24 protein-coding genes are annotated in these 25,832 nt (G+C 73.0%); 9 read left to right on the top strand and 15 right to left on the bottom strand.

Going from position 1 to position 25,832, the window contains the following annotated elements:
* Window positions 1-188: 188 nt before the first annotated feature.
* Window positions 189-788, bottom strand: coding sequence for a zf-HC2 domain-containing protein (locus CLV72_RS31655; protein WP_146159322.1), 600 nt, complete (start codon window positions 786-788; stop codon window positions 189-191).
* Window positions 785-1,387, bottom strand: coding sequence for an RNA polymerase sigma factor SigE (sigE, locus tag CLV72_RS02810; RefSeq protein ID WP_245929831.1), 603 nt, complete (start codon window positions 1,385-1,387; stop codon window positions 785-787). Before sigE ends, CLV72_RS31655 begins: the two co-directional genes overlap by 4 nt.
* A 457-nt stretch (window positions 1,388-1,844) precedes the next feature.
* Here sigE and CLV72_RS02805 point away from each other — a divergent pair, with 457 nt between their 5' ends.
* Window positions 1,845-2,447 carry an O-methyltransferase gene (locus CLV72_RS02805; RefSeq protein WP_106238604.1) on the top strand — a complete coding sequence of 201 codons (603 nt, stop codon included), beginning with the start codon at window positions 1,845-1,847 and terminating at the stop codon, window positions 2,445-2,447.
* Between the two features lie 96 nt (window positions 2,448-2,543).
* Here CLV72_RS02805 and CLV72_RS02800 read toward each other — a convergent pair whose 3' ends face one another.
* The gene (locus CLV72_RS02800; RefSeq protein ID WP_245929830.1) at window positions 2,544-3,956 is read right to left on the bottom strand and encodes a leucyl aminopeptidase; all 1,413 of its coding nucleotides are present in this window, start codon (window positions 3,954-3,956) and stop codon (window positions 2,544-2,546) included.
* A 520-nt stretch (window positions 3,957-4,476) separates the two neighbouring features.
* Entirely contained in the window at window positions 4,477-4,644 is a 168-nt protein-coding gene (locus tag CLV72_RS02795; protein WP_106238597.1) for a DUF3117 domain-containing protein, read from the bottom strand.
* A gap of 249 nt (window positions 4,645-4,893) precedes the next feature.
* Here CLV72_RS02795 and CLV72_RS02790 point away from each other — a divergent pair, with 249 nt between their 5' ends.
* The gene (locus CLV72_RS02790; protein ID WP_106238594.1) at window positions 4,894-5,679 is read left to right on the top strand and encodes an enoyl-CoA hydratase-related protein; all 786 of its coding nucleotides are present in this window, start codon (window positions 4,894-4,896) and stop codon (window positions 5,677-5,679) included.
* 31 nt (window positions 5,680-5,710) lie between these two features.
* On the opposite strand, the gene CLV72_RS02785 is transcribed toward CLV72_RS02790, so the two are convergent.
* Together CLV72_RS02785 and CLV72_RS02780 are read right to left on the bottom strand one after the other, a co-directional pair.
* The gene (locus tag CLV72_RS02785) at window positions 5,711-6,301 is read right to left on the bottom strand and encodes a DNA-3-methyladenine glycosylase I (RefSeq protein ID WP_106238591.1); all 591 of its coding nucleotides are present in this window, start codon (window positions 6,299-6,301) and stop codon (window positions 5,711-5,713) included.
* Window positions 6,298-6,888 carry a hypothetical protein gene (locus CLV72_RS02780; RefSeq protein ID WP_106238588.1) on the bottom strand — a complete coding sequence of 197 codons (591 nt, stop codon included), beginning with the start codon at window positions 6,886-6,888 and terminating at the stop codon, window positions 6,298-6,300. The genes CLV72_RS02785 and CLV72_RS02780 overlap by 4 nt, the downstream gene beginning before the upstream one ends.
* A gap of 103 nt (window positions 6,889-6,991) precedes the next feature.
* Between CLV72_RS02780 and CLV72_RS33050 the strand changes: the two genes are divergently transcribed.
* Window positions 6,992-7,618: a hypothetical protein gene (locus tag CLV72_RS33050; protein ID WP_245929829.1), complete on the top strand. Its 627-nt coding sequence runs from the start codon at window positions 6,992-6,994 to the stop codon at window positions 7,616-7,618.
* 408 nt (window positions 7,619-8,026) lie between these two features.
* On the opposite strand, the gene CLV72_RS02770 is transcribed toward CLV72_RS33050, so the two are convergent.
* A complete protein-coding gene (locus CLV72_RS02770; RefSeq protein ID WP_211302667.1) occupies window positions 8,027-8,848 on the bottom strand; it encodes an LOG family protein in 822 nt (273 codons plus the stop codon).
* 180 nt (window positions 8,849-9,028) lie between these two features.
* Window positions 9,029-10,093 carry a succinyl-diaminopimelate desuccinylase gene (gene dapE / locus CLV72_RS02765; RefSeq protein ID WP_106238585.1) on the bottom strand — a complete coding sequence of 355 codons (1,065 nt, stop codon included), beginning with the start codon at window positions 10,091-10,093 and terminating at the stop codon, window positions 9,029-9,031.
* 145 nt (window positions 10,094-10,238) lie between these two features.
* Between dapE and CLV72_RS02760 the strand changes: the two genes are divergently transcribed.
* On the top strand, window positions 10,239-11,024 hold the full coding sequence (locus CLV72_RS02760; RefSeq protein WP_245929828.1) for a hypothetical protein: 786 nt from the start codon (window positions 10,239-10,241) through the stop codon (window positions 11,022-11,024).
* A gap of 316 nt (window positions 11,025-11,340) precedes the next feature.
* On the opposite strand, the gene CLV72_RS02755 is transcribed toward CLV72_RS02760, so the two are convergent.
* From CLV72_RS02755 to fdxA, 3 genes are all read right to left on the bottom strand, one after another.
* The gene (locus CLV72_RS02755; RefSeq protein ID WP_245929827.1) at window positions 11,341-11,805 is read right to left on the bottom strand and encodes an SgcJ/EcaC family oxidoreductase; all 465 of its coding nucleotides are present in this window, start codon (window positions 11,803-11,805) and stop codon (window positions 11,341-11,343) included.
* Between the two features lie 456 nt (window positions 11,806-12,261).
* A complete protein-coding gene (gene dapC, locus CLV72_RS02750) occupies window positions 12,262-13,380 on the bottom strand; it encodes a succinyldiaminopimelate transaminase (RefSeq protein ID WP_245929826.1) in 1,119 nt (372 codons plus the stop codon).
* Window positions 13,381-13,645: 265 nt separating this feature from the next.
* The gene (gene fdxA / locus CLV72_RS02745) at window positions 13,646-13,969 is read right to left on the bottom strand and encodes a ferredoxin (RefSeq protein WP_106238581.1); all 324 of its coding nucleotides are present in this window, start codon (window positions 13,967-13,969) and stop codon (window positions 13,646-13,648) included.
* A gap of 167 nt (window positions 13,970-14,136) precedes the next feature.
* On the opposite strand from fdxA, the gene CLV72_RS02740 reads away from it, so the two are divergent.
* The 3 genes from CLV72_RS02740 (at window position 14,137) to CLV72_RS32020 (ending at window position 16,703) form a co-directional block, all read left to right on the top strand.
* Entirely contained in the window at window positions 14,137-14,394 is a 258-nt protein-coding gene (locus CLV72_RS02740) for a putative acetyltransferase (protein ID WP_106241148.1), read from the top strand.
* Between the two features lie 53 nt (window positions 14,395-14,447).
* Window positions 14,448-15,761, top strand: coding sequence for a hypothetical protein (locus CLV72_RS02735; RefSeq protein ID WP_106238577.1), 1,314 nt, complete (start codon window positions 14,448-14,450; stop codon window positions 15,759-15,761).
* Window positions 15,762-15,911: 150 nt separating this feature from the next.
* A complete protein-coding gene (locus CLV72_RS32020) occupies window positions 15,912-16,703 on the top strand; it encodes a site-2 protease family protein (protein ID WP_170140824.1) in 792 nt (263 codons plus the stop codon).
* A gap of 22 nt (window positions 16,704-16,725) precedes the next feature.
* On the opposite strand, the gene CLV72_RS02725 is transcribed toward CLV72_RS32020, so the two are convergent.
* The 4 genes from CLV72_RS02725 to mshB form a co-directional block, all read right to left on the bottom strand.
* Complete coding sequence (locus CLV72_RS02725; protein ID WP_106238569.1) at window positions 16,726-17,655, bottom strand: hypothetical protein; 930 nt, start codon at window positions 17,653-17,655, stop codon at window positions 16,726-16,728.
* A 23-nt stretch (window positions 17,656-17,678) separates the two neighbouring features.
* A complete protein-coding gene (locus CLV72_RS02720; RefSeq protein WP_146159321.1) occupies window positions 17,679-18,614 on the bottom strand; it encodes a hypothetical protein in 936 nt (311 codons plus the stop codon).
* Window positions 18,615-20,030: 1,416 nt separating this feature from the next.
* Window positions 20,031-20,501 (bottom strand): hypothetical protein, encoded by a 471-nt coding sequence (locus tag CLV72_RS02710; RefSeq protein ID WP_106238558.1) that lies wholly within the window; start codon window positions 20,499-20,501, stop codon window positions 20,031-20,033.
* Window positions 20,502-20,557: 56 nt separating this feature from the next.
* Complete coding sequence (gene mshB, locus CLV72_RS02705) at window positions 20,558-21,436, bottom strand: N-acetyl-1-D-myo-inositol-2-amino-2-deoxy-alpha-D-glucopyranoside deacetylase (RefSeq protein ID WP_106238553.1); 879 nt, start codon at window positions 21,434-21,436, stop codon at window positions 20,558-20,560.
* A gap of 81 nt (window positions 21,437-21,517) precedes the next feature.
* Between mshB and CLV72_RS02700 the strand changes: the two genes are divergently transcribed.
* Both CLV72_RS02700 and CLV72_RS02695 read left to right on the top strand, forming a co-directional pair.
* Window positions 21,518-23,629, top strand: coding sequence for a S9 family peptidase (locus tag CLV72_RS02700; RefSeq protein ID WP_106238549.1), 2,112 nt, complete (start codon window positions 21,518-21,520; stop codon window positions 23,627-23,629).
* A gap of 974 nt (window positions 23,630-24,603) precedes the next feature.
* A complete protein-coding gene (locus tag CLV72_RS02695) occupies window positions 24,604-25,746 on the top strand; it encodes a S1 family peptidase (RefSeq protein ID WP_106238546.1) in 1,143 nt (380 codons plus the stop codon).
* Window positions 25,747-25,832 lie beyond the last annotated feature (86 nt).

The raw sequence follows: 25,832 nt of genomic DNA, 5'->3' as shown, positions 1-25,832 counted from the left end.
AGCCAGGAGGAGGGTGGTTTTGAGAACGACCGGCACCGAGCCGTGAAGAAGACCGCCCGAGGCGGGCGGTCTTCTTCACCAGCGGATCATGGAAACCGCCACAACACTCAATCCTGGCCGTTGCCACCTCTGACCGGTTGGTCAGCGGCAACGCGCGATCGTGGTGACCGCCCATCGCGGGCGGTCAATCACTCCCCGGTCAGTCCTCCGGTCAGGGCCGTCACGATCGACGGATCCCAGAATGGAACTTCAGTCGATCCATCGCCTTCGACGGCGTAGTCCTCAGGACCAGGGGTGGAACCAGAGCCGCCATCGAAGTCGCCGGTGGCGACGAACGCGGTGCCAAGGGTCAATGCGACGAGCGAGGCACCTGCTACCGCATATCGAGTACGTGACCACCGGATCGGCGCACGCGTCGAGAAACGGCCAAGGCGACCGTTGTTGTTCGAGGGGCGCGCGCTTCCCGAGCCGTCCGGGGTGCGGCCGGCGAAGGGCGAGGACGCACCCAGTGGCGCGCTGCTACCCAGAGGTGGCCGGGCTCCAGGGAACATGGGCGGTGTAGGAGGGTCGTCGGTACTTCCGGAAGTCATCGAGGAGAGGCGGCCGAGGAAGTCCATCGACGGCTCCGGACCGTCCAACCGGTTCAGCCGACGCTTGAGCCGGCGAAGCATTTCCGCCTCGAACCTGCAGGCTTCACACTTGGCGAGGTGACTCAGTGCCCACTCGCGGTCGGAATGGCCCAATTCATCGTCGACCAGCGCGGACAGGCGCTCACCCAAATGGCTCATCGTCCCTCCACCTCCTGGTTCGCCCGCTGGTGAAGCGTCGATTCCGACTGCTCATCGATGGTGATCGCGCGCCGGTGCTCGAGCGCCGCCCGCAACTGGGCGCGTCCACGGTGGATTCGGCTGCGTACTGTACCGAGTTTTACGTCCAAGGTGGCCGCGATCTCCTCATAGGACAGTCCTTCGATGTCGCACAGCACCACCGGGGCCCTGAACTCCGGCGGCAACGCGTCGAGCGCGGCCTGGACGTCGGCATCGAAGTGGCGATCGTCGTAGACCTGCGCGGGCGACGGCTCACGTCCCTGCAAACGCTCGGCTGCGTCATCAGCGAGCCCCTCGAACCGGATGCGAGCACGACGGCGCGCCATATCGAGGAACAGGTTCGTGGTGATCCGATGCAGCCAGCCTTCGAAGGTGCCGGGTGTGTAGGTGGAAAGCGACCGGAACACTCGGACGAAGACCTCTTGAGTGAGGTCCTCGGCGTCGTGCTGATTGCCTGTCAGCCGATAGGCGAGGCGGTACACACGTGCCGAGTGGGTGCGCACCACCTCGTCCCAGCTCGGGGGCTGCCAATCGCCCTGAGCTTGGTCAAGGTTCGACACCAAGGCTCCTCTCGCCACGCAAAGCTCGCCGCCATCGTCGCACTCACGACGTGCCGGGACGTCCGATACGTCCACGTTCACGGTATTCCGTTGTGCGGCACGCCGAAACGCGCCAACACCCGGATCAACGCCGACGACCGTCGATCTAGTTCCGACGGAGCGAGATTGTGACCGGAGTCGTCCCCTGACGCGAGCCACCGGTGGCGCCTGCGAACGACTAAGCTCGGATCGACCGTGACAACGCGAAGGTAGAGCGCGCCTGCTGGTAAGGCGCTGGATCAGCGGGCAGGGCGAGCGGTTCGGAACGGCCAGCCGTGATGAGCACCACGCCGTCCACCTGCTCGCTGAACTGGGCGAGGCCGGAGCGCCGACCATCAGCCCGCCAGTGATTGCGCCGACAGGACGTTCCGCGGGCGAGGAGGCCGACATCGCCAGCCGAGAAGCCACACTTGCCTATGTGGCTGATTTCCCGTCCGAGGACGCGGCCATAGCCAGCGCGCGCCGACGCGGTGCTGAAGCGGGTGCGGCCCCTGTGGACGCCGCGAGCGGCGCCACGCTGCGCTTCCTGGCCGCGGCGATCGCCGCGAAGGCCGTGGTCGAGATCGGCACGGGTTGCGGTGTGTCCGGTCTGTGGCTGCTGCGGGGCATGCGTCCCGACGCGGTTCTCACCAGTGTGGACGTCGAACCGGAACACCAGCGACTCGCCCGGCTCGCGTATACCGAGGCGGGATTCGCGGCGAACCGGACCCGACTCATCACGGGCAGGGCGCTGGACGTGCTGCCCCGGCTGACCGACGGCGCATACGACCTGGTGTTCGCGGACGCGGCCAGGCAGCAGTACCCGGAGTACCTGAGCGAGTCACTGCGGCTGCTCCGTCCGGGTGGGATCGTCGTGTTCAGCAGTGTGCTCGCCGACGAGCGTCTGACCGATGCGACGCGGCAGGACGCCGAGACGCTGGCGATACGCGAGGTGATCCGCCGAGTGCGCGATGACGAGGAGTTGATTCCCCTCCTCATCGCTCATGGCGAGGGCTTGCTCGCGGCGCTGAAGCGCCCGTAGGGGGCTCAGCGGGCCCGAACCGTCACCCGGTCGGCTCCACCGAGATCATGGACCGTGGCTTCGCGCCGGCGCAGCAGCCCATAAGCGGTGGCGGCATTACGGGGTGGTCGGTCGACCGTCTTGGGCGGCGAGCCAGTGCAGCACGAGACGGGTGCCGTAGCCGGTACCGCCCTTGGTCAGTACGCCCTCATCCGAGGTGGAGCGGCCGGGCCCCGCGATGTCGAGGTGCGCCCATGGCACGCCGGCGGTGAACTCTCGGAGGAAGAGCGCCGCTTCGATCGCGCCGGGCCTGCCGTAGTCCTTCTTGATGCCGATGTTGGTCAGGTCGGCCACGGCGGAGTCGAGCGTGTCACGGTACTCGTCCGTGATGGGCATCCGCCACAGGTGCTCGCCGGCGTGGTCGGCGGCGGCGAGCAGCTCGTCTGCCAGTTCGTCGTCGGTGGAGAACAAGGAGGCCGTCATGCCACCCAGGGCGATGCGCGCCGCGCCGGTGAGGGTGGCCACGTCGATGATGCGGTCGGGCCGCAGGTTCTCCACCGCATAGGCGATTGCATCGGCAAGGACGAGGCGGCCTTCTGCGTCGGTGTTCAGTATTTCCACGGTGCGGCCGTCGAAGTGGGTGATGACGTCGCTGGGGCGCTGGGCCGCGCCGGAGAAGGCGTTGTCGGCCATCGCGAGCAGTGCGGTCACCCTGGTGGCCGGCGCGAAGCTCCGTACGTGCGCCATTGCGCCGAGTACGGCTGCGGCACCGGCCATGTCCGTCTTCATCAGCTTCATGTTGTCGTTGGGCTTTAGGGAGAGGCCGCCGGTGTCGAAGGTGATCCCCTTGCCGACGAGGACCACGTGCCGGTCGGCGCCGTCAGGGGTGTGGCGGAGTTCGATCAGGCGGGGAGGGCGTGGGGAGCCCTGACCGACGGCGAGGATGCCGCCGAAGCCCTCGGCTCGCAGGGCGGACTCGTCCCAGGTACGGATCTGCAGGCCGGTGTCGGCAGCGACGGCGGCGGCCTGGTCGGCGAACCAGGAAGGGCTCTTGAGGGCGGCGGGGGTGTTGATCAGGTCGCGTGCCAGCTCGGTGGCGGCGACCAGCGCCCGGCCGGCATGCAGGTCCGTGGCGGGCTCGGGCCAGGCCGTCACCAGTTGAATCTCGGCGACCGGAGCGCGCTTGTTCGGACGGGTGCTCTCGGTGTAGCGGTAGGAGGGAAGGAGCAGGCCCTCGATCAGTGCAGCCGTCGCGGGTCCCTCGGCGACTCGGCCGAGCGTCGTGAGCAGCCGGCCCCGGCCGCGGGCGTGGCGGGCCAAGGCCACTCCGGCGGCTCGGAGCGCGGACGGGGCGGCATCACCGGTTCCGACGAACGCCAGGCGCAGCAGTCGCTCGCCGACCCTGGCCGGAACCTCGACGATCTCGCCCGCTCCGGCGCTGAACTCGTAGAATTCAAGGAGTTCGCGGATCGGGACGGCACCGGCTCCGGCAAGGTCTTCCGGAGTGATTCCGCTGCCCTCCCAGACCACGGTGGGCGGCTGCCCTGCGGCTCCCGGGCGCACGGCCAGGGCGACGAGATCGGCGGGGGCGGTGCCGGACGGGCCGGACACCACGTCGAGCCGGCTGCTTACGGGCACGTCGAAGACCTCCGAGTCGGGATTCGTTCGGCGAGACGACTGTAGACGGGGCTGCCGCGCGGACGGCGCCTCGGGCGCGCGTTCAGGTCCGTGACGTGCCGTCCGGACATGGCCTCCCAAAGGCATGACGGCGGAAGTGGACGCACAGCGATACCTATATGTGCGAGCCGGTTGCCTGGAACGATGATCGACGGTGAAGGCGGGGCCGGCCACGACGCGGTCAACCGCTCACCCGTGTGCGACGGTATGAGGCGGTCGGATCCCTGCAGGACACGGATCGGCGCGCGACCGGAGGGCAGCGCGGCGTAGCGACCGCAGGCGGCGGCCGATCCTCACCTTCGTGCCGAGCGGCTGTACGCCCGCGTGATCGCGGGCGTCGGCCCCGCCTGTCGGCGGTGGGCGGAACGGGCGGTCAGCCGACGACGCCCTTGAGGGCGTCGCCGAGAGCGCTCGCCTCGTCAGGGGTGAGCTCGACGACAAGCCGCCCGCCACCTTCCAGTGGAACGCGCATCACGATGCCACGCCCCTCCTTGGTGACCTCGAGCGGACCATCCCCGGTCCGCGGCTTCATCGCCGCCATGCTGCTTCCCCTTTCCTCTAGGGTCCAGCCAGCCACCGTGAAGCCCCACGATCGTCCTGGGTTCACAGCGCGGAGACCGACTAGCCGCATCCGCATCATTTCCGTAGTGGCTCATTATCTCGATTTCCGGCGGCGGATGGGAACGATCAACCCCGGGCAAGGCAGACTCAGCGTGTCACAAATCGATACGCCGCCGTCGGAACGGATCCGGGCGCAGGCGGCGGGGCACGCCTACCGGGAGGGCATTCCATGTCGGACACCGTGCGATACGAGTCGGGTGGGGGCATCGCCACCATCACGCTCGACCGACCGGAAGCGCTGAACTCGCTGACCGTCGAGAGCAAGGAGGCGCTGCTCGCGTCGCTCGAGCGGGCGCGCGACGATGCGCACGTCCGGGCCGTTATCCTGACCGGCAGCGGCAGGGCCTTCTGCGCCGGGCAGGACCTCCAGGAGCATGCGGCGGCGCTCGACCGCGGCACGGGGCTGATGGACACCGTGCGGCTGCACTACAACCCGATCGTGACGACGTTGACCGGAATGGCGAAGCCGGTCGTCGCGGCGGTCAACGGCATGGCGGCGGGGGCCGGCGCCGCGCTGGCGTTCGCGGCGGATCTCCGTGTCGCCGCACAGAGCGCTTCGTTCCTGATGGCCTTCTCCGGGGTCGGGCTGGGTCCTGACACGGGCGCCTCGTGGACGCTGCAACGGCTGGTAGGCCGCGGACGGGCCAGCGAGATGCTGCTGCTCGGCGAGCGCGTGTCGTCGGAGCGGGCGCTGGAGTGGGGCATGGTCAACAAGGTCGTGCCGGACTGGGACCTCATGGAGACCGCAGGTGCGCTGGCCGCCCGTCTGGCCGCGGGGCCGACTCTGGCTTACGCGGGCATCAAGGAGGCGCTGGAGGTGGCGAGCAGTCGCGGCTTCGAAGAGGCGCTGCGGACGGAAGCGGACGTCCAGGAGCGGCTGGCGGCCACTGCGGACCACCGCAATGCCACCGCGGCTTTCGTGGCGAAGCGGCGGCCTACGTTCGAAGGGCGGTGAGGAAGGGCTGTGCGGCGGTCGCTCCTCGGTCCTACCGGTCGCCTGGGCCGGCTTCGGCCCGGACGAAGCAGTCGGCCAGGTGGTCGTTGACGAGGCCGACGGCCTGCATGGTGGCGTAGACGTTGGTCGGTCCGACGAAGCGGAAGCCCTTGCGCTTCAGCTCCTTCGCGAGGGCCGTCGACTCCTTCGTCGCCGTGGGCACGTCCTCGCCGACGACCGGCGCCGGCGCGGATGCAGGTGCGTAGCGGCCGATGAGTGCGGCCAGCCCGCCGGGCAGCAGCTGCGCGGCCCGGGCGTTCGCGACGGCGGCCTCGATCTTGGCCCGGTTGCGGATGATTCCGGGGTCGGCGAGCAGCCGTTCGACGTCGTCAGGGCCGTAGGCGGCCACCGCGTCGATGCGGAAGCCGTCGAAGGCACGGCGGAAGGCGTCGCGTTTGCGCAGGATCGTGCGCCATGAGAGCCCGGACTGGAACGCCTCCAGGACGATCCGCTCGTAGAGGCCGCGGTCGTCGCGGACCGGACGGCCCCACTCCTGGTCGTGGTAGTGCAGCAGGTCGGGGCCGGCGACCGCCCACGGGCAGCGCAGCCGCCCGTCGGGGCCGGCGAGCGGCCGACCGGTCACGGACCGTCGGGGCGCTCGGCGGGTTCGCCGGCTTGGCGGACGTCGTCGGCGGACGCCGGTGCCTGCTGCGGCGAGGCGCTTGGCGGGGTGGAGTCGATGGAGGTGGGAGTGGAGTCGGGCGAGCGGAGGGCCGCGGGCCGGTCCGGGCGGGTGGGGGCGGCGGGCTCGAGGTCCGGGATGGTCTGCTGCCCGCGGACCTGCTGGTGCTCGTCCGTGGCGGTGGCGTCGGAGCGCTCGACGCGGCTGCGCGACGCGGCGCTCGAGCCGCCGTGCCACCACTCGGCGGGCTGGCCGCCGAGTTCGGTGACCTGCTTCTCGAGAGTCGCGATGCGGGTGTCGCGCTCAGAGAGGGTGAACGCGACCCGCCGCAGGACTTCGTCGACGGCCCGGACGTGGTAGCCCCACATACCGAGCGGGAGGCGCAGCAGCGCGACGTCGGTGCCGACGATGGGGCGGTTGCCGGGAAGGTCGACCGGGGGGTAGTCGGAGGTCGCGGGGGCCAGTTCGCCGCCTCGGCCGAGCGCGACGAAGAATACGCCGGCCACCACGGCGACACCGGCGAGCAGGCACAAGATTGCGATGTACACGTGTCGATCGTGCCATATCCCGGCCGCGGCCGGACTTGCCGGCAAGCCCGGTGCGGTGCGGCGCCCAAAGGCTTCCGGGCTGAGCTGTGCAAGCATCGTCGGCATGGAGTTGCGGCTGGGCACGGTGACGATCGTCGCGGACGGCTATCCGGTGATCGCCCGTATCGGTCCCGACACTCGGGGCGTGGCGATTCCAGGTGCCGACGCGCCGACCGGGGTCGCGACGGCCGCGGATGGGAACTCCGAGTTCGGCGCGGCCGCCGGCGAGCGCCGTGAGGCGCACCCTGAAGGTTCTGTGGACGTGGTCGGGGCCCGGGCCGCGCGGGCGGCCGGGGAGGGAGCGGACGCGGTGCTCCTGGACGGCTTGAGTCCTGGTCTGCGTGCCGCTTTGGCCGGGTGGCGGTTAGGGGTTCCGGTGCTGGACGGCACGGAGCTGGATGGAGCGCTCGTCGATCTGCGGGCCGCGGGTGAGGATGCGGACGGTCTTCCGCCGGCGGAGCGGCTGCGGCGGCGGGTCGCGGAGCTGAAGGGACCTGTGGTCGTCGATGCCGACGAGGCGGCCGCGGCCGGTGGTAGCGCCGCGCTGGTCGCGATGGTGACCGTGAGCGCGTGGCTGGGGGCGGCCGGTTTTGTGACGGCGCGGGTGCGCCAGGTGCGGCGGGCCGTGGATATGGTCGCGGCGGTGCGCGGGATCACCGGACCCGCGGTCGCGCGGCGCGGTCTGGCCTGAGCCTGGCCGGGGCGTCGGTTCGGGTTGGTCGTTCCCCGACGGGATTCGTGGCTGGGCAGGGCGCGGATGCGCCGATCGTGCGAGCTGCGGGGTTCGGCGGGCGGACAGACGCCGTCTGGTGCGCTTCGCCTTTGGAGCGGGCGGACCGGCTCTTCGGCCGGGTGGCCTCCGTGCAGGGGCGGCCTTGTCCGCGGACGGCTCGACGGCGCGCGAGGAGGGTAGGCACGAGCGGGGCCGATCCGGTTCGGGCGGCCCTCGGGCTCGGACCGGCCTGTGTCCGGGCGGCTCCGGAGGGAGCGGCGCCCGTGCACGGGCCGGTCGTGTGGATCTCTTGGGCCGGTCGGGTGGCGGCGGGGCGGGACGGCGTGCCGCCGGCCGGGGTGCACGCGGGACCGGGTCGCCGGGGCGCTACCGCCGCCGGCTCTCCGACTCCTCACTGGCCTCTTCGACGTCGTGTGCCGTGGCTTCGACCTGGCGCTCCTCTTGCATTTCACGCTGGATGTCGGCCTCCTGGATGATTTTCACGGCCTCCTCGGGGTCGTCCGTGAGGTACATCAGGTCGGGGTCGCCGGGCGAGATCATTCCCTCGGCGAGCAGGGTCTCGTTGATCCAGTCGCGGATGCCGGACCAGAAGGAGGTGCCCACCAGCACGACCGGGAAGCGGGTGACCTTGCCGGTCTGCACCAGGGTGATGGCCTCGAACAGCTCGTCGAGGGTGCCGAAGCCGCCGGGCAGCACGATGAACGCCTGCGCGTACTTGACGAACATCGTCTTGCGGACGAAGAAGTACCGGAAGGTGATGCCCATGTCGAGGAAGTCGTTGAGCTTCTGCTCGAACGGCAGCTCGATGCCGAGGCCGATGGAGTGGCCGCCGGCCTGCTGGGCGCCCCGGTTCGCGGCCTCCATGATGCCGGGGCCGCCGCCGGTGATGACGGCGTATCCGGCGCCGGCGAGCAGTTCGCCGATGCGCACGCCCGTCTCGTAGTGCTCGGTGTCGGGTTTGACGCGGGCCGAGCCGAAGACGCAGACGGCACGGCCGAGTTCGGACAGCAGGCCGAAGCCCTCGACGAACTCGGACTGGATGCGCAGGACGCGCCACGGGTCCGCGTGGACCCAGTCCGTCGGGCCCCGGCTCTCCAGAAGGCGCTGGTCGGTGGTGGTGGCGGGGATGGCGTTGCCTCGGAGGGTGAGTGGGCCTGCGTGTCGGATCTTTCCTTTGGATTCGGTCATGCTGACACCGTAGCCAGGACCGGTCGGGTTCGGGTTACCTGACAGCGAACGGTGGCGCTGATCTGGCCCTTTCCGGTCAGTGGAGCCGCGAAGGGCGGTGATCAGGACGGTCGGCGCGCCCCGTTCGCGGGCCGGTCGGGCGCCGTCGGCGAGCCGGCCGGGCCGGGCGTGCGGCGCGGGTCACGGCGAGGCCGTGAGCCAGGCGCGCATCCGCTGCTCGCACTCGGCGACGGCGCGCAGTTCGACGTGCTCGTCGCGGGTGTGCGCGAGCGTGGGTTCGCCGGGGCCGTAGTTGACGGCGGGGATGCCCAGTTCGGCCATGCGGGCGACGTCGGTCCAGCCGAGTTTGGCGCGCGGCGGGGTGCCGATGGCCGCGATGAAGTCCGCGGCGGCCGGGAGGTGCAGCCCGGGGCGGGCCGGTGGCGCGCTGTCGACGACCGTCAGCTCGAAGCCCTCGAAGACCTCGCGGAGATGCGCTTCGGCCTGGGCGGTGTCGCGGTCGGGGGCGAAGCGGTGGTTGACGGTGACGACGCACTCGTCGGGGATCACGTTGCCCGCCACGCCGCCGCTGATGAAGACGGCGTTGAGTCCTTCGTGGTACTGGAGGCCGTCGACGTCGGGGCGCCGCGGTTCGTAGGCGCGGAGGACGTCGAGGATGGCGCCGGCCTCGTGGATCGCGTTCCGTCCCATCCAGGACCGGGCGCTGTGTGCGCGCTCGCCGCGGGCCCGGACTTCGGCGCGCAGTGTGCCCTGGCAGCCGCCCTCGATCATCGCGCCGGTGGGCTCGAGCAGCACCGCGAAGTCGCCGCGGAGCCAGTCGGGATGGGTGCCGACGAGCCGGCGGAGGCCGTTGCGCTCGGCGTCGACCTCCTCGCAGTCGTAGAAGACGAAGGTGAGGTCGTGCAGGGGTTGCGTGACGGTGGCGGCGATCCGCAGCTGGACGGCGACGCCGCTCTTCATGTCGGTGGTCCCGCAGCCGTACAGCCGGTCGCCCTCGAGCCGCGACGGGAGGTTGTCGGCGACCGGGACGGTGTCGAGGTGGCCGGCGAGCACGACGCGCTGGGCGCGGCCGAGCCGGGTGCGCGCGACGACGGTGTTGCCGGTGCGGTCGACGGCCAGATGCGGCAGTTCGAGCAGGGCCTGCTCGACGGCGTCGGCGATGGCCTGTTCGCCGCCGCTGACGGATTCGATGTCGACGAGCTGGGCGGTGAGGTGCGCCGCGTCACGGGAGAGGTCGAGCCGCATGGTCGCCCAGCCTACGACGGCACGGAGCCGCGGACGGTTCGAGCACGCCCTTGGGCGGGATAACGTCGCTTTCGTGTCAGAGGAGCGGTCCCGTGCGCGGTCGCGGGGCGGGGGGTTCAACTGCCTAGTCGTCGCCATCGCGGCGGTGACGGTCGTCGTCGGCATGCTCGTGGGCGCGGGCTACTTCGTGCTCGACCGGATGAGCGGGCCGGTGGTCGGCTCGGGCTGCCGGGTGGCGCTGGACGGTGCGGAGATCGAGCTGTCGGTGGAGCAGGCGGCCAACGCCGCCACGATCGCCGGGGTCGCCTTCGAGCGCGGTCTGCCGAAGAAGGCGGTGGTGATCGCCTTCGCCACGGTCTTCCAGGAGTCGGACTTCATGAACCTGCCGGGCGGCGACCGCGACTCGGTGGGCCTGTTCCAGCAGCGCCCGTCCATGGGCTGGGGCGAGGTCGAGCAGCTGCTCGACCCGGTGTTCGCGGCGGGCGCGTTCTACGACGGCCTTGTCGAGGTTCCGGGCTACCAGGACCTGCCGGTGCACGAGGCCGCGCAGGCCGTGCAGCGCAGTGCCGACGGATTCGCCTACGACCAGCACGAGGACGAGGCCAGGATCCTGGCGGCGGCCTTCACCGGCGAGGTGCCCGGAGCGGTCTACTGCTGGTATCCGGACGCGGAGGCGCGGCCGCCCGCGGTGGAGGCCGCGGACGAGGAGCTGCGCCGGGTGTACGGGGTGTCGGCGGACGCGTCCGACGGCGGTGCCCCCACCGGGGACCGCGGCTGGTCCATGGCCGCGTGGGCCGTGGCGCACGCCCAGCACTTCGGGCTCGGCTCGGTGACGCAGGACGACCGCGTCTGGACGGCCGAGCAGGGCGCGGAGGGGTGGACGACGGTCGAGGAGGCCGCGCCGGCGCTTCGCTTCGACGCCGCCGGCTGACGAGGGCGTGGGGTGCCCGCGCCAGACGGCGGGGTCATCGGCGCAGGACGCCGCTCGCGTCCCCCATCGGCGACGGCCGCGGTTGGGGGACGGACGGCTTCCCGGGACAGGCGACTTTGATCTTGTGGACTCGGCCTGCTCCCAGTGTCAGCACAATGGCACCCCGGATACATGAGCGACGCTCATGTATCCGGGGTGGTCCGGCGTGCTGCTCGGCTGGTGCGATGGCGGCGTGTGCCCGCAGGCCATGGTCTTGAAGCCGACTACGGACGCATGGGCATTCGGTCGTCCGCCGGCCGACCGGTGAGGTGCGGGCTCAGTCACCGGCGCCGAAGATCGGGCGGGCCGGCGACGCCTCCTCGTCGTCGAGCACACCGGTGTTCTGGCAGGCGGTCAGCAGCCAGCGCCCGTCCTCCTTGGCCATCACCCACAGCGGAGAGCCCACGTCCGGTCCGTCGGGTGTCCGGTAGAGCTGGCGCAGCTTGACGGCCGCGACGTCGGGGCGGATGTACAGCACGTGCTCCAGATCGAAGGTGACCGTCGTGCCCTTCATGCCGCCGGGCAGCACCGCGCGGGTGAACTCCGAGATCGCGTCGATGCCGAAGAGGCGCCGGCCTCCTCCCGTCGTCCAAACCGCGTCGGCGCGGAACAGGGCGAGGAACTCATCGGGAAGTTCGTTGTTCTGCGCGTGTTCGACGGTGGCGACCACCTGCTTGATCGCCTCAAGATCGGCCTCGCGGGCCGGCGTGTCGATGTTCATGGTCATGAGTGCCAGCCTCACACCTGAACCATGGTTGAGGTCAACTGCGTTCCGCCGGACCGCCGTTCGGCTCCCCTCGCGGTTCGAGGGTGGAGGCGCGAAACGCGGCAGCGGGCGGGAGGGCCGGCCGTTCCCCGGCCGTGGGAACGGGAGATCGCTTCAGCGGCAGCCGGGCGGGCGCTTTCGGGCCGCGATGGGCCTGGCTCGATGGCAGGGCCGCTCCGCCCTTGGGCGCATGACGGACGCCGCGCGTCATCATGCGTGCGTCATCACGTGATGGATGCGCGCCGTCTCGGTCCGGGCGGAGCGCTGAGGCGTTGGCGTGAGCCCGCGATGCGCACGCGCGGTGAACACGCCGGACCGGACTTGCCGGCGCGGTCCACGGCCTGGCTCTTCATCGCCGTCGCGGGTGGGCGGCGCCGCCGGCCGAGCCGCCCCGCGAGCTCTGCCAGCAGGGGTGGACCATGGCGCGGGGCGTCAGCCGGCGTCGGCGAGGCGCTTCACGCCGGCGGCCACGCGTTCGTCCGTGGCGGTGATGGCGACACGCACGTGCCGGGCGCCGGCGGGGCCGTAGAAGTCGCCGGGAGCGACCAGGATGCCGAGGTCGGCCAGGGCGGTAACGGACTGCCAGGCGTCGAAGCCGGGGCGCTCGGCCCACAGGTAGAGACCGGCCTCAGAGTCGGTGACACGCCAGCCCGCCTCTTCCAGGGCCGGTCGCAGGAGGGCGCGGCGGCGCGCGTAGCGGGCCTTCTGCTCGTCGGCGTGGCGGTCGTCGGCGAGCGCGGCGGCCATGGCCGCCTGGACGGGGGCAGGCAGCATCATGCCCGCGTGCTTGCGGACGCCCAGGAGTTCGGCGATCAGAGCGGGGTCGCCGGTGACGAAACCGGCGCGGTAGCCGGCCAGGTTCGACCGCTTGGACAGGGAGTGCACGGCGAGCAGGCCGTCGTGCGAGCCGCCGCAGACCTCGGGGTCGAGGACGGACCGGGGGCGGCGGGCGGGGTCGGATTCCCAGCCGAGTTCGATGTAGCACTCGTCGGAGGCGACCACCGCGCCGCGTTCGCGGGCCCAGGCCACCACCTTGCGGAGGTGGTCCACGGGGAGCACGCGCCCGGACGGGTTCGACGGGGAGTTGAGCCAGACCAGCCGCACGGGGGCCGGGCCGAGGGCGAGCAGGCCGTCGGTGGCCACCGGATCGGCGCCGGCCAGCCGCGCGCCGACGTCGTAGGTGGGGTAGGCCAGCTCGGGGTGGACCACGGTGTCGCCGGGGCCGACGCCGAGCAGCGTGGGCAGCCAGGCGACCAGTTCCTTGGAGCCGACGGTGGGCAGCACCGCCTCGGGGTCGACCGTGACTCCGTGCCTGCGGCGCAGCCAGCCCGCGGCCGCCTCGCGCAGGGCGGCGGTGCCGTGCGTGGTGGGGTAGCCGGGCGTGTTGGCGTGGGCGGCCAGCGCCTGCTGGACGACCTCGGGCACCGGGTCGACGGGGGTGCCGACCGACAGGTCGACGGTGCCGTCGGGGTGCGCGGCCGCCGCGGCCTTGGCCTCGGCGAGCCGGTCCCAGGGGAAGCCGGGCAGCCGCTCGGATGGACGGGTACGCACGGGTCGCGTTCTCCTTCTGGCCCCGGCGGAGCGCCGGGCGGTGGCGGTGGGCGAGCGAGCGGCCCCGGCGGGCGCGGCGGCCGGTGGGCAGGGTCTCTACCCGGCGGGATCCAGGCCCTGAACACCGACGTCGGGCGCCGGCAGGGCCGACTGGTACGGCGGTGGTCCCTCCGCCGTACAGGCCGCGGCCGGCCGGTGCGGCGGGCCGCTGGAGTGCGCCGGCCCCGTCGCGGCGGCCGGCCGCTCGCTCGGCTAGGTCACGCCCTCAGTCCTCCTCCTGGGGAGGGAGGGCGGCGACCACCGGGTGGTCCCGGTTGATCTTCCCGACCTTCGAGGCGCCGCCCGGCGAGCCGAGCTCCTCGAAGAAGTCGACATTGGCCTTGTAGTAGTCCTTCCACTGCTCGGGCAGGTCGTCCTCGTAGTAGATGGCCTCCACGGGGCAGACCGGCTCGCAGGCGCCGCAGTCGACACACTCGTCGGGGTGGATGTACAGCATGCGCTCGCCCTCGTAGATGCAATCGACAGGGCATTCCTCGATGCACGCCTTGTCGAGGACATCGACGCAGGGTTGCGCGATGATGTAGGTCACGTCGAACTCCTCTTCGTCCCAGGGTCCTCGCCACGTCCGACCGCGGGTCTGTTCGCCAGACGACCACCGCGTCCGAGCCTGCCACGGAGCGCGTCGCGACTGGCGTCTCTTGGTGGTTCTAGTATTGCGGTGACCGCGACGCCATGGGTCAACTGGGGGTTGTTGCGATGGAGCCGCCGCCGGCCGCCCGCCCGTCGGTCTCGGTGTCGGCCGCCGACACGGGCCGCCGGGTGTCCGTGCGCAGGCGCCTGCCGTCGGGGTGGCTGGGTGATGTCGTCGGGGTGCTGGAGTTCTGGCGCGACGGGGTGCTGGGCATCCGCAGGCGCGACGGATCTGTGACGGAGGTCACCGAGGCGAGTCTGGTGGCCGGCAGGGTCGTCCCGGAGGCCGCGCCCGGGACACGGGCGACGCGCCGACGGGCCTGAGGATCTCGGGCAAGATCTCCCCGATCACCCGCTTCTCCTGGCAGACTCGCGGTATGCAGGAGACCATCGCCTCGGCGCTCGCCCAGTTGGGCCGCCTTGATCCGAGGGCCGCGCGGCAGGCCGAGGCCGCTCTGACGACCCTCACCGGAGGCGATGGCCTGGAATCCCTGAGCCAGCGCACCGTGCAGGAGTTCTGCTGGTATGTGCTGCCCGTCAAGTTCCTCAGCGACCTGGAGGAGCAGCTGTTCACCGCGCACTCGCTGGCGCGGCTGTTCCGGATGCTCGACCTGCCCAGGTACGCGGAGATCTGCGACGGCGAGACCACCCGCGAAGTACTCGAGCGGTACCTGGACCATCATGACGAGGGCGTCAGGGCCTACGAGAAGGCCATGCGGCTCTCCGGCGTCCAACCGCCCGACCTGCAGGAACTCAGCTGGGGAACCATGCTGGGGGCCGTCGAGACCGACGCCTTCGAGGCGACCGCGGCGGCCCTGGAGCTCACCATCGCCTCGGGCGACCTGCGGCCGGGCGCGCGTGGGTGGCGGTCCACCCAGGCGGAGCTGACCCGGATGTTCCTCACCCAGCCCGACATGACCGGCCGCAGCCGGCTGGACAAGGTGCGCGAGGAGCGGGTGCGGAGCTGGCTGTCCTCGGGCGCCAACGCGCACCGGCAGCAGCTCACCTCGATGGCCGGCCAGCTGATCCAGGGCACGGAGCCGCCCTACAACGTCGGCGAGATCCTGGCACCGATCCGGCGGATCCTGGACTTCGCCGCCGACGGCATCCCACTCACACAGGTGGGCAACATCACACCGACGATCGTCCGGCGGCTGTGCTCGGAGTTCGGCTGGCACGCTCTGCCCGACCCGCCGCGCACCGAGGGCGATGTCGCCCAGCTCATGACGCTGCACGGCTTGTTACGGTCCATGCGGGCGGTGCGCAGGACCGGGCGCAAGCTGCTGATCACCCGCGCCGGGCGGCAGATGCGGGAGTTCCCGACCGCGCTGTGGCGGTCGGTGACGGAGTCGGTGATCCCGACGGGCGGCTTCGAGCAGGCGGCGGTGGAGACCGGTCTGGCGCTGCTGCTGACCCGTCCCCGGGCGATGACCAGCGACGACCTGGCTCAGGCCGCGGGCGAGATCCTGGCCGAGGCCGGCTGGCAGGACCGCCGCACCGGCTCGGGCCCGGACCGGCGGCAGGTGTCGGCGGTGCTGGTGGACCTGAACTGGCTGCTGGAGACGCTGAAGCTGGTCACCGGCAGCCGGCTGGTGACGCTGGACCAGCCCAGGCAGCTCACCACCGCCGGGCGCGCGTTCGTGCTGGCGACGCTGCACACGGCCGCGACGGCGCCGCGCACCTCGCTGTGATCCCCGGGGCTCCGGCGGCGGCCGCCGGTTCCCGGGGGCGGCGGCGGGCCCGGGCGGCGAGGCCGTAGCCTGTGCTGCGTCCCCGGCGGTGCCTCGGCCGTCGGACGGACGTGGCGCGCGGGCGGAGCCGGAACGGAGCGGGACGGGCAGATGACGGCAGTGCGGTCGGCCGATTCACGGCTCGGAGTCAGGGAGCTGGCTCCCAGCCCCGCCTTTCTGGCGGTCGCCGGACTCGCCGCACTGGGCGGCTGGCTGGCCTGGAGCGATCACGCGTACAACTACTACGGCGTGTTCGTGTTCACGCTGGCCGGCTGGCTGGCCTCGGTCTGCGTACGGGAGTGGGTGCGGGGTGTGCTGGCCTACCGGGCCGGCACGCCCGCGGACGCGCTGGGCGGCCCGCTGACCCTGAACCCGTTCCGCTACGCGCACGGCTTCCAGACCTGGGTGCTGCCGGTGGCCTTCGCCGTGCTGGGCGGGATCGGGATCGCCTCGGGTCCGGCCAATGTGCCCGCCGGATCGCCCGAGGGCCGGGGCCGCCGCGCGTTCGTGGCGCTGTCGGGCCCGCTGACCAGTGTGCTGCTGGGGCTGGTGCTGGCGCTGGCGGCCGGGCGGCTGGCGGGCGACTCGGTGAACATCTTCTGGACGGCGCTCGCCCTGCTGGCCTATCTGCAGCTCAGCTCGGCGGTGATCGGCCTGCTGCCGGTGCCGGGGCTGGACGGCTTCGGGGTGGTGGAGCCGTTCCTGCCCCGGCGGCTGCGGGAGTTCGGCGCGGCGGCCGGGCCGTTCGGGGTCATCGCGGTCTTCGCCGTGCTGTGGTTCCCGCCGGTGAGCAACGCGTTCTTCGGGCTGATGCTGGCGGGCGGCCAGGCGGTGGGCCTGAACGCGATCTACGTCGACAACGGGCTCGATCTCTTCCGCTTCTGGAACCTGGCGACCTCCTGACGGCGCCGGGCCGCCACCGCGCTCACCAGTTGTCCGGCGGGAACACCGCCAGGACCACGGACTCCAGCCACTCCGACCAGGCGGCCGGGTCGGTGGGGGTCTCGGAGAAGTCGTCGTCGGGGCCGCTGCCGGGCGGTACGAGGTCGAGCCAGAGCTGGCGGTCGAGGTCGGATCCGGTCAGCCGGAAGCCGACCGGAGCGGACTGGGCGGCCGCGTCGGCGGACACCGGCACGCTCTCGGCCCTGGCGACGTCGGCGGCGCTGATGGTGGTGGGGTCGAGCCGCAGCGTCTCTCCACGGGACCGGCCGCTCCAGTGCGCGTCGGCCAGCACTTGGGCGAGGCTGCCGAGCAGCCGTGCCCACGGGCCCGCCAGCAGGCGGGGGACGTGGTGCAGCCGGAGGTCGGGCAGGCCGAAGCGGCTTAGGCCGATGGTGGCGAGGGTGGCGCCCTCGGGGTCGCCGACGACGTCGAGGACGCAGATCCAGTCCATCAGCCGCAGCTGGCCGCGGCCCGGCCAGGTGTCGGCGGCGAAATGGTCGTGCACCAGCATGGTGAGCGGATCGAGCAGCATGCCGCCGGTGCGGTCGGCGAAGGCTCCGGCGACGTGCCGGGCCACCAGGGCGTGCAGGGGCGGCCAGCCGGGGCGGTGGTAGGCGCCGACCAGCAGGTGGCGGTCGGCGTCGCCGATGCGCCGCAGCTCGGCGAGGGAGGCGTTGGCCAGCCGCTGGGTGACGCCGGCGGCGAGGTGGCCGCCGTTGAGTTCGCGCACCTTGAGCCGGACCCGCCCGGCGACCGGGCCGCCGCCGGCGTCGGCGATGGTGGGGAGTTCGGCGGCGATCCGTTCGGCGATCGCGGCGGGGTCGCGCGGCCAGGCGGCCGGGGCGGCGACGAGGTAGTGGGCGCCGAGCAGCTTGGGCAGGGTGAGCCGGACGGGGGCGGTGCTCGGGTTCACCTGGTTGCTCCTGTTCACGGCGGTCAGCCGGGGGTGGTGGCGCGGGCCGCCGCGCGGTCGAGGGGGAAGGCGAGCGCGGCGATGCGGTCCAGCCAGCTGTCGATGCCGCCGGTGTAGGAGGCGCGCGGCCGGACCAGCACGCGGGTGCCGGCCCCGGCGGCGGGCGGGGTGAGCGGGGTGAGGCGCACCTCGACCGAGGCCACCGGCGGCTGGTCGTCGAGCACCCCCCAGTAGCGCTTGACGTCGCGGGTGTCGACGACGGTGCGCACCGCCAGCCACCTGCGGGCCCGGCCGGGCCGCTCGGCCGACCAGGTCCAGTGGTCGGTGAGCAGCCGGGTGGCCAGGCCGCGCAGCAGGGTGGTGGCCAGGAACCACTGGTGCAGCGCGATTCCGCGCAGGTTGAGATCGGGCAGGCCGAAGCGGGCCAGGCCCGCGCTGGCGATCTCGGCCGGGGCGGCGCGGCGGCCGGGGCCCCGGTCGCGGGCGGCGGGGCGGTCGAGGTAGAGGGCGAGCCACTGGTCGGCCAGCTGGAACTCCAGCGCCTCGGCGCCGCCTCCGGCGGGCAGTACCTGGCCGGTGAAGGCGTCGGCCACCAGCCCGCCGCAGGACGCGGCCAGCGCACGGGCCGCGGCACGCGCCGCCTGGACCGCGCCGGGTCCGGCCCCGCCCGCGCCGACGATGCGCACCGCGAGGTGGTGGTCGGCGCGGTCGAAGCGCGCGCGGAGCTGCTCGGTGCGGACCGGGCCGCGGGGGCGGCCGAGCAGGTGCGGCGGCTCGGGCTCGCAGCGCAGTTCGCCGGAGTGCAGCAGCCGGAGCGCGGCGCCGGCCAGGCCGCGCTCGGCCACCCGGGCGAGCCCGGCCACCACGGCGGTGTGCGGATCGTCGGGGAGCCGTTCGGCCGCGACGAGGAACTGGGGGACGCCGACGGGAGGGTCGGCGAGGGAGATGTGCTGTGCCATGCCGGCACGCTAGGCAGGCCGGGCGCAAGCGCGGAGCAGCACTTTCCCCGGCTGTGGACGGCGGCTCACCTGGAGTGATCGAATTGTGGAAAAACCCGGTCCGCCTTGCGGACCGGCGTCGGACGTGCTGGGGAGTCAGGGGTCGTCGGCGACTCCCGCAGGGGGTGGACGGCCGTCGTACAGGTCGAGCACGCCGAGGAGACCTTCCACCAGCGGCGCACCGACCGCTGTCGACGAGCCGCCGCGCCGAGGTACCGGCGGATGCGGCCTGTGGTGCAACGACGGCGGCGCCTTCCGTGCAGCGGTTCCCCCATGGTGGACGTCCGGACGGGGTCGCGGCCGAGCGGCCGATGGGTTCTCTGTGCGTCGCTTCCGCCCGCGCCGGAACCCGCCCCCGGCGGTCGGCGCACTGACCTGTGCAGGCACGCGGAGAGACCGCGCATCAGGTGCCGGGGACGCCGACGCCAGCTACCGCCCGTGATGGCCGGCGCGAGCACCAGGCCCACCGCGAACGCGCCGATCACTTGCCGCGCCCGCCTCAAGTGACGCGTACCAGTGGTACAGCGCACGTCGCCGACGGCGGACCGCCCGGAACGACCGGTGTGAAGGTGCAGCCTGACCGCGCAGTGTTCCCGCCACGCATCGGCCGCCCGGACGTGGCCGGTCGATCGGCGGGTTCGGCCGTCGTGCGGGCGCGGAGTCGGCCACGCTGCTGCGTCGGTCTCCACCACCGGGATCCGTAAGCCGGCGAAAACCTCGGCTCCGGCCCGCACGGCGGAGACGCTCCGGCCGCATTCGGACAGCCGGCGGGGGCGTTCGGTCACGCGGCGGCGGAGACGCCGGGCGGTCCGTGCGGCGCTCCCACGACATGGACGGCCGAGGCGCCCAAGTGTCCGGGCGGTACGCCGCCCTGCCGCGCGAACGCGGCACCGGGCATGCGCAGGCGCCACGTCGGTGGCGCTTGTCCGGCCGGTTCTTGACGGCCGTCCACCGACCGGGCACACGCACCGCCTATGGACGACAAGGTCACGGACCAGGGTCGTGACCCGGACGCGCCGGTTCCGCGTCGTCGGCGACGGCGCCGCGCGCCAGGGCCTGCGGGTGCGCTCACCCCCGGGCGGCGCGGCGTAGGCCGTGCGGTCATACCGCCGAGCGCTTCCGCGCCCGGATTCGGCCTGGGGCTGGACCGGCCGCAGCGCGGCCGAGCCGGTCCGGACCCACCGGAAGCGCGCCGCACGGGCCGGCTCCCCGGCGCGTTCGCGGCCGGGCGCAGGAGAGGGGGGCGGCGGTGTACCAGTCGCGGCGGTCGTGGCGCGCGGCGAATTCAGGGACTGTGGACGGCCGGGCGCCGAACCCGGCCCGGCCTGTGGACGACCCGGTGCGGCCTTGCGGCGGCGGGCCGCGCCTGGTGGAGTGTCAAACGTCTTCCGCTGCGGCCTGCAGCGGGGCGATGACGACAGCGGCCATGCCGGTGATGAGGAAGACGTAGTCCGACCAGCTGCCCATGAAGACCGTGCTTGTGGTGACCATGGCGAAGCCGAGTACGACGAGCAGCCAGCCGAGCCCGACCAGGGCGGCGTCCAGCCGGCTGCGGGTGGCCCAGCCGGCCGCGCGGGAGGCGGCGTAGACCAGGGCCGCGAGCAGCAGCGCGCCGGCGATCGCGGCCAGCACGCCGAGCGCGCCCTGGTGCGCGACGGTGCGGGGCCAGCCCGCCAGGAAGGAGGTGGTGGCGCCGAGGACGCCGCCGAACAGGGCCAGGACGGTGTGGACGGCGTAGCGCACCAGCGCGTCGAGCGCGGGGGGCGCCGCGCGGTCCGGGCGCGCGGGCTCCGGCCGCTCGGGCGGGGCGGGCGCGGGCCGTGGCGCGGAGGTGGCGTCGTCGTCCATAGGGTGCACAGTAGGGCCCTTCTCCGAGGTGCGGCGCACGGCCCGCTTCTCGGCCGTCACCAGGGGAAGCGGGTGCCGAACAGGTCGGCCTCGTAACCGTCGACGCCCGCGGGGCCGCGCTCCCCGGCGATGAGGGTGAAGTACTCGACGCCCATCAGCGGCAGCGCGATGTTGTTGGTGAGCGCGAAGGCGGTTCCGTGCACCGAGATCTGGGTGGCGTGGGCCTGCATCGCCTCGATCTTTGCCGGTAGGTACTCGCCGGCGTCGATGCGGGTGGTGACCTGGTCGTCGGGCACGCCGAAGGGAAGGTCGGCGATGGAGTCGACCACCTCGAAGGGGCCGGACTCCGCGCGCAGCCGCATCAGTTCGCGGCGGAGCACGGACTCCGGCATCGCGGTGGCGTAGAACTTCGCGGGCTGCCAGGGGTCGCCGGTGCCGAAGTCGGGGTCGGCGGACTTCTCGAAGGCGCGCCAGGCCACCCGGTGGGCCTGGATGTGGTCGGGGTGCCCGTAGAAGCCGTTGTCGTCGTAGGTGACGACCACCTGGGGCCTGCGGTCGCGGATCAGCGCCACCAGCTGCTCGGCCGCGGTGTCGATGTCGGCCCGCCAGAAGCAGCGGGGGTCGTCGTTGCTCGGGGCGTCCATCATGCCGGAGTCGCGCCAGCGGCCCGCGCCGCCCAGCAGTTCGTGGTCGGGCACGTCCAGGGCGGCGCAGGCGAAGGCGAGTTCGACGCTGCGGTGCCGGCCGAGGTCGTCGGTGCGGTCGGCGGCGAGGTGGGCGAGTTCGGGCGACAGGATCTCGCCCTCCTCGCCGCGGGTGCAGGTGACCAGGGTGACCTGCGCGCCCTCGGCCGCGTAGCGGGCCATCGTCGCCCCGGTCCAGATGCTTTCGTCGTCCGGATGGGCGTGCACAAGCAGCAACCGGCGGTCGGTCATGGGGTTCACCCTACGACGAACCGGTGGGCCCGGCGCCCCGCCCGCGACCGCGCCGGGCGGTGTGCCTGCGATCATGGGGGGATGAGCTTCCCCCGGCAGCAGGCCCGCACCCGGCGCTTCAGCCTCGGCGTCCCCCGTGCCTTCCAGATCTCCGCCGACGGTTCCCGGGTGCTGTTCCTGAGGTCGTCCGGCGGCACCGACCCGGTCAGCCTGCTGTGGCAGCTCACCCTGGGGGACGCCGGCGGGACCGGGGCCGCCGAACGCGTCGTCGCCGACCCGCGGCTGCTCGGCGCCGGCGAGGAGGACCTGCCACCGGAGGAGCGGGCCCGCCGCGAGCGCATGCGCGAGCAGTCCAACGGGATCGTCTCCTACACGGCCGACGGGGAGACGCGCCGCGCCGCCTTCACCGTGTCGGGCCGCCTGTACGTGGTGGACCTGCTGGATCCGGACGCCGTGCCGCGCGAGCTTCCCGCCGCGGTTCCGGTGGTGAACCCGGTGATCGACCCGACCGGGCGGCGGGTGGCGTACGTGAGCGGCCGGGGGCTGCGGGTGGTGGAGATCGGCTCCGGTGAGGACCGCGCCGTCGCCTCGCCCGACGGGCCGGACGTCAGCTGGGGCCTGGCCGAGTTCATCGCGGCCGAGGAGATGGGCCGCTTCCACGGCTTCGCGTGGTCGCCCGACGGGGAGGCGCTGCTGGCCGCCCGGGTGGACGAGTCGCCGGTGCGCGGCTGGCATATCGCCGATCCCACCTTCCCCGACCGCGCCCCGGCCCTGATGCGCTACCCGGCGGCCGGTACGCCCGACGCCGAGGTGACGCTCGCCGTGTTCGCCGCGGCGGCCGGCGCCGAGGCGCCCGCGCTGGTGCCGCCCGCCGACCCCGAGCTGCCCTACCTGGCCGACTTCCGCTGGCACCGCACCGGTCCGCTGGTGGTCCGGCAGAGCCGCGACCAGCGCCGGGTGGTGGTCCGGCACTCCCCCGGCGACGGCGGCGACTGGCGCGTCCGCGAGCTGGCCGACCCCGACTGGGTGGAACTGGTGCCCGGGCTGGCGCGGCTGTCGGACTCCGGCCGGCTGTGGTGGGTCGGCGACTCCGGCGGCGACCGCAGGCTGCACCTCGACGACGAGGCGGTCACGCCCGACGGCCTGCAGGTGCGCGGTGTGCTGGACGTCGACGGGGAGACCGTGCTGTTCAGCGGCTCCACCGAGCCGACCGAGACCCATCTGTGGACCCACGGACCCGGCGGGCTGGTCCGGCTCACCGAGGAGCCCGGCGTGCACACCGGGCGGCTGCGGGCCAGCACGGTGGTCGTGTCCAGCCGGGTGCCGGACGAGCCGGGTGTGCGCACCTCGGTGCGGCGGGGCGGCGCCGAGGTCGCCGTCATCGCCAGCCACGCCGAGCGGCCCGAGCTGCCGCCCGCGCCGGTGCGGCTGGTGCGGCTGGGCGCGCGGGAGCTGCGCACCGCCGTGGTGCTGCCGTCCTGGCACGAACCGGGCTCGGGTCCGCTGCCGGTGCTGATGGACCCCTATGGCGGCCCGCACGCCCAGCGCGCGGTGGCGTCGGGCGGCGCGCACCTCACCTCGCGGTGGTTCGCCGAGCAGGGCTTCGCGGTGGTGGTGGCCGACGGGCGCGGCACCCCGGGCCGCGGTTCCGCGTGGGAGCGCGCCGTGCGCGGCGACCTGGCCGGGCCGGTGCTGGCGGACCAGGTGGACGCGCTGCTGGCCGCGGCCGAGCGCTTCCCCGACCTGGACCTTTCCCGGGTCGGCGTCCGGGGCTGGTCCTTCGGCGGCTACCTGGCCGCGCTGGCGGTGCTGCGCCGCCCCGACGTGTTCCACGCCGCGGTGGCGGGGGCGCCGGTGACCGACTGGCGGCTGTACGACACCCACTACACCGAGCGCTACCTCGGCCGCCCCGACGAGCACCCCGACGCCTACGAGCGCAGCTCGCTGCTGGCCGACGCGGCGCGGCTGCGCCGCCCGCTGATGCTCATCCACGGCCTGGCCGACGACAACGTGGTGGCCGCGCACACCCTGCGGCTGTCGGGCGCGCTGCTGGCGGCGGGCCGCCCGCACACCGTGCTGCCGCTGTCGGGCGTCACCCACATGACGCCGCAGGAGACCGTGGCCGAGAACCTGCTGCTGCTCCAGGCGGACTTCCTGCGTGAGGCGCTCGCCGCTCCGGCAGCCGGAGCCTGAGCCTGAGCCTGAGCCGAGGCTCCGGCCGGGCCGTCCGTCGTCGACGGCCTCGACCCATACCCCCGCCCTCCCTGGGGGGACGACCCCACGTCCATTCTCGCGCGCCGGCGTGCGCCGCGGCAGGGGTTACCGGCTGGTTGTGGACAGCGGCGCCGCTGCGGTGAGCAGCTGTGGATAAGCCGAACGGGCGGTGGCGGCCCCCGCCGGGCGGCGGCCATGGCGGTGCCGGGATCCCTCGGCCTCCCACGGGGCCACTCCGGACCGCTTCGGACCTCGCCCGACCGCTTCGGACTCGCCGGGCCGCTCTGGGTCTCGGACCGCTCCGAATCTGCCGGGCCGCTCTGGGCCGGCCCGGCCACTCCGGACCGCTCCGGTCTGCCGGGTTGCTCCGGACCGCTCTAGGTCTCGGACCGCTCCAGATTCGCCGGGCCGCTCCGGGCCGGCCCGGCCACTCCGGACCGCTCCGCGTCTGCCGGGCTGCTCCGGACCGCTCCGGATTCGCCGGGCCGCTCCGGGCCGGCCGGACTGCTCCGGCCGCTCCGAACCCGCGCCAGGTTTGCCGGACCGCTCCGGGCCAGCCAAGCCAGGCAACCAAGCCGATTTGTTAGTTCCGTGTTACATCTCTGTCGAATCGACACGCCGTAGATCGGTAAACCAGCTGACCGCATCCGGTCAGCGCCGCGCCGTATCGCCGCGCGGTCCGATTCCAAGGGCACGTCAATGGCGCCGTGACGAGTTCGCTACAGAAATCGGACATGTCCAAGGATTTAGAACTTTAGTGACACATCTTTTACGCCTGGTAGTTGGTGACGTATGGTCAACGCGCCAACCCACCCCGTGCTCATCGCCGGACGTGCTGCAGGACGCTCGGCGTGCGGATGAGGTGGGCGAGGCACCCGCGGCAGCGGTGTGGGGCCCCCGCCCGTCCACATTTCTCCGCGGGATCCCTCCATCCCAAACTGAGGAGTCGAAGGATGAGACGTACCACCGTGGTACGGGTCGCCGGAGCGGCTTTCGCCGCTCTCGGTCTCGCCGTCGCGGCCGCGCTGCCCGCGACCGCCGGCGAAGCGGCGGCAGCCGCCGACCAGGGCACGACCGAGGTCTCCCCCCAGGTGCTGCACGCCATGCAGCGCGACCTCGGGCTCACCCCGCAGCAGGCCATCGACCTGCTCGCGGTCGAAGCGGAGGCCGCTCAGACCGAGCAGGAACTGCGCGAGTCGCTGGGCACCGCCTTCGGCGGCGCCGTCCTGGAGGACGGCGAGCTGACGGTGGCCGTGACCGACGCGGCCCAGGCCGCCGAGGTCGAGGCCGCGGGTGCGGTCGCGACCGTGGTCGACTACAGCGAGGCCGACCTCGACGCGGCCGTGGCCGACCTCGACGCCGAGGCCGACGCCGCTCCCTCCGAGGTCACCGGCTGGTACGTCGACACGGCGGCCAACCAGGTCGTGGTGACCGCGACCGAGACCGGCACCGACGTCGAGCGCTTCGTCGACGCGGCCGGCGTGCCGGCCGACGCGGTGACCGTGGTCGAGTCCGCGGAGCAGCCGCGGACCTACTACGACATCCGCGGCGGCGACGCCTACTACCCGGGCGGCAGCCGCTGCTCGGTGGGCTTCTCGGTCTCCGGCGGCTTCGTCACCGCCGGGCACTGCGGCGGCGTCGGCACCTCGGTGTCGGGCTTCAACCGGGTCGCCATGGGCTCGGTCGCCGGTTCGCGCTTCCCCGGCGCCGACATGGGCTGGGTGCGGACCAACAGCAACTGGACCCCGCGTCCGTGGGTGAACCGCTACAACGGCAGCAACGTCACCGTCAGCGGCAGCACCGAGGCCGCGATCGGCGCGTCGATCTGCCGCTCCGGCTCGACCACCGGGTGGCGCTGCGGCACCATCCAGGCGCGGAACCAGACCGTCCGGTACGCCCAGGGCACCGTCAACGGCCTGACCCGCACCAACGCCTGCGCCGAGCCCGGCGACTCCGGCGGCTCGTGGATCAGCGGCTCGCAGGCCCAGGGCGTCACCTCCGGCGGTTCGGGCAACTGCTCCACCGGTGGCACGACCTTCTTCCAGCCGCTCAACCCGATCCTGAGCACCTACGGCCTGAGCCTGACGCGAGGCTGAGACCGGCAGGCGGTCGGGAACGGACCGCAGTACACGCAGTAGGAGTCCGGTCGGGCGCTTGACCGCCCACCGCTCCCGGCAGGCGG

The organism is Allonocardiopsis opalescens (genome assembly GCF_003002095.1).
In the GTDB taxonomy this organism is placed as follows: domain Bacteria; phylum Actinomycetota; class Actinomycetes; order Streptosporangiales; family Streptosporangiaceae; genus Allonocardiopsis; species Allonocardiopsis opalescens.
Note: the sequence above shows the minus strand (reverse complement) of the source record. Positions and strands in the feature narration are given on the sequence as shown.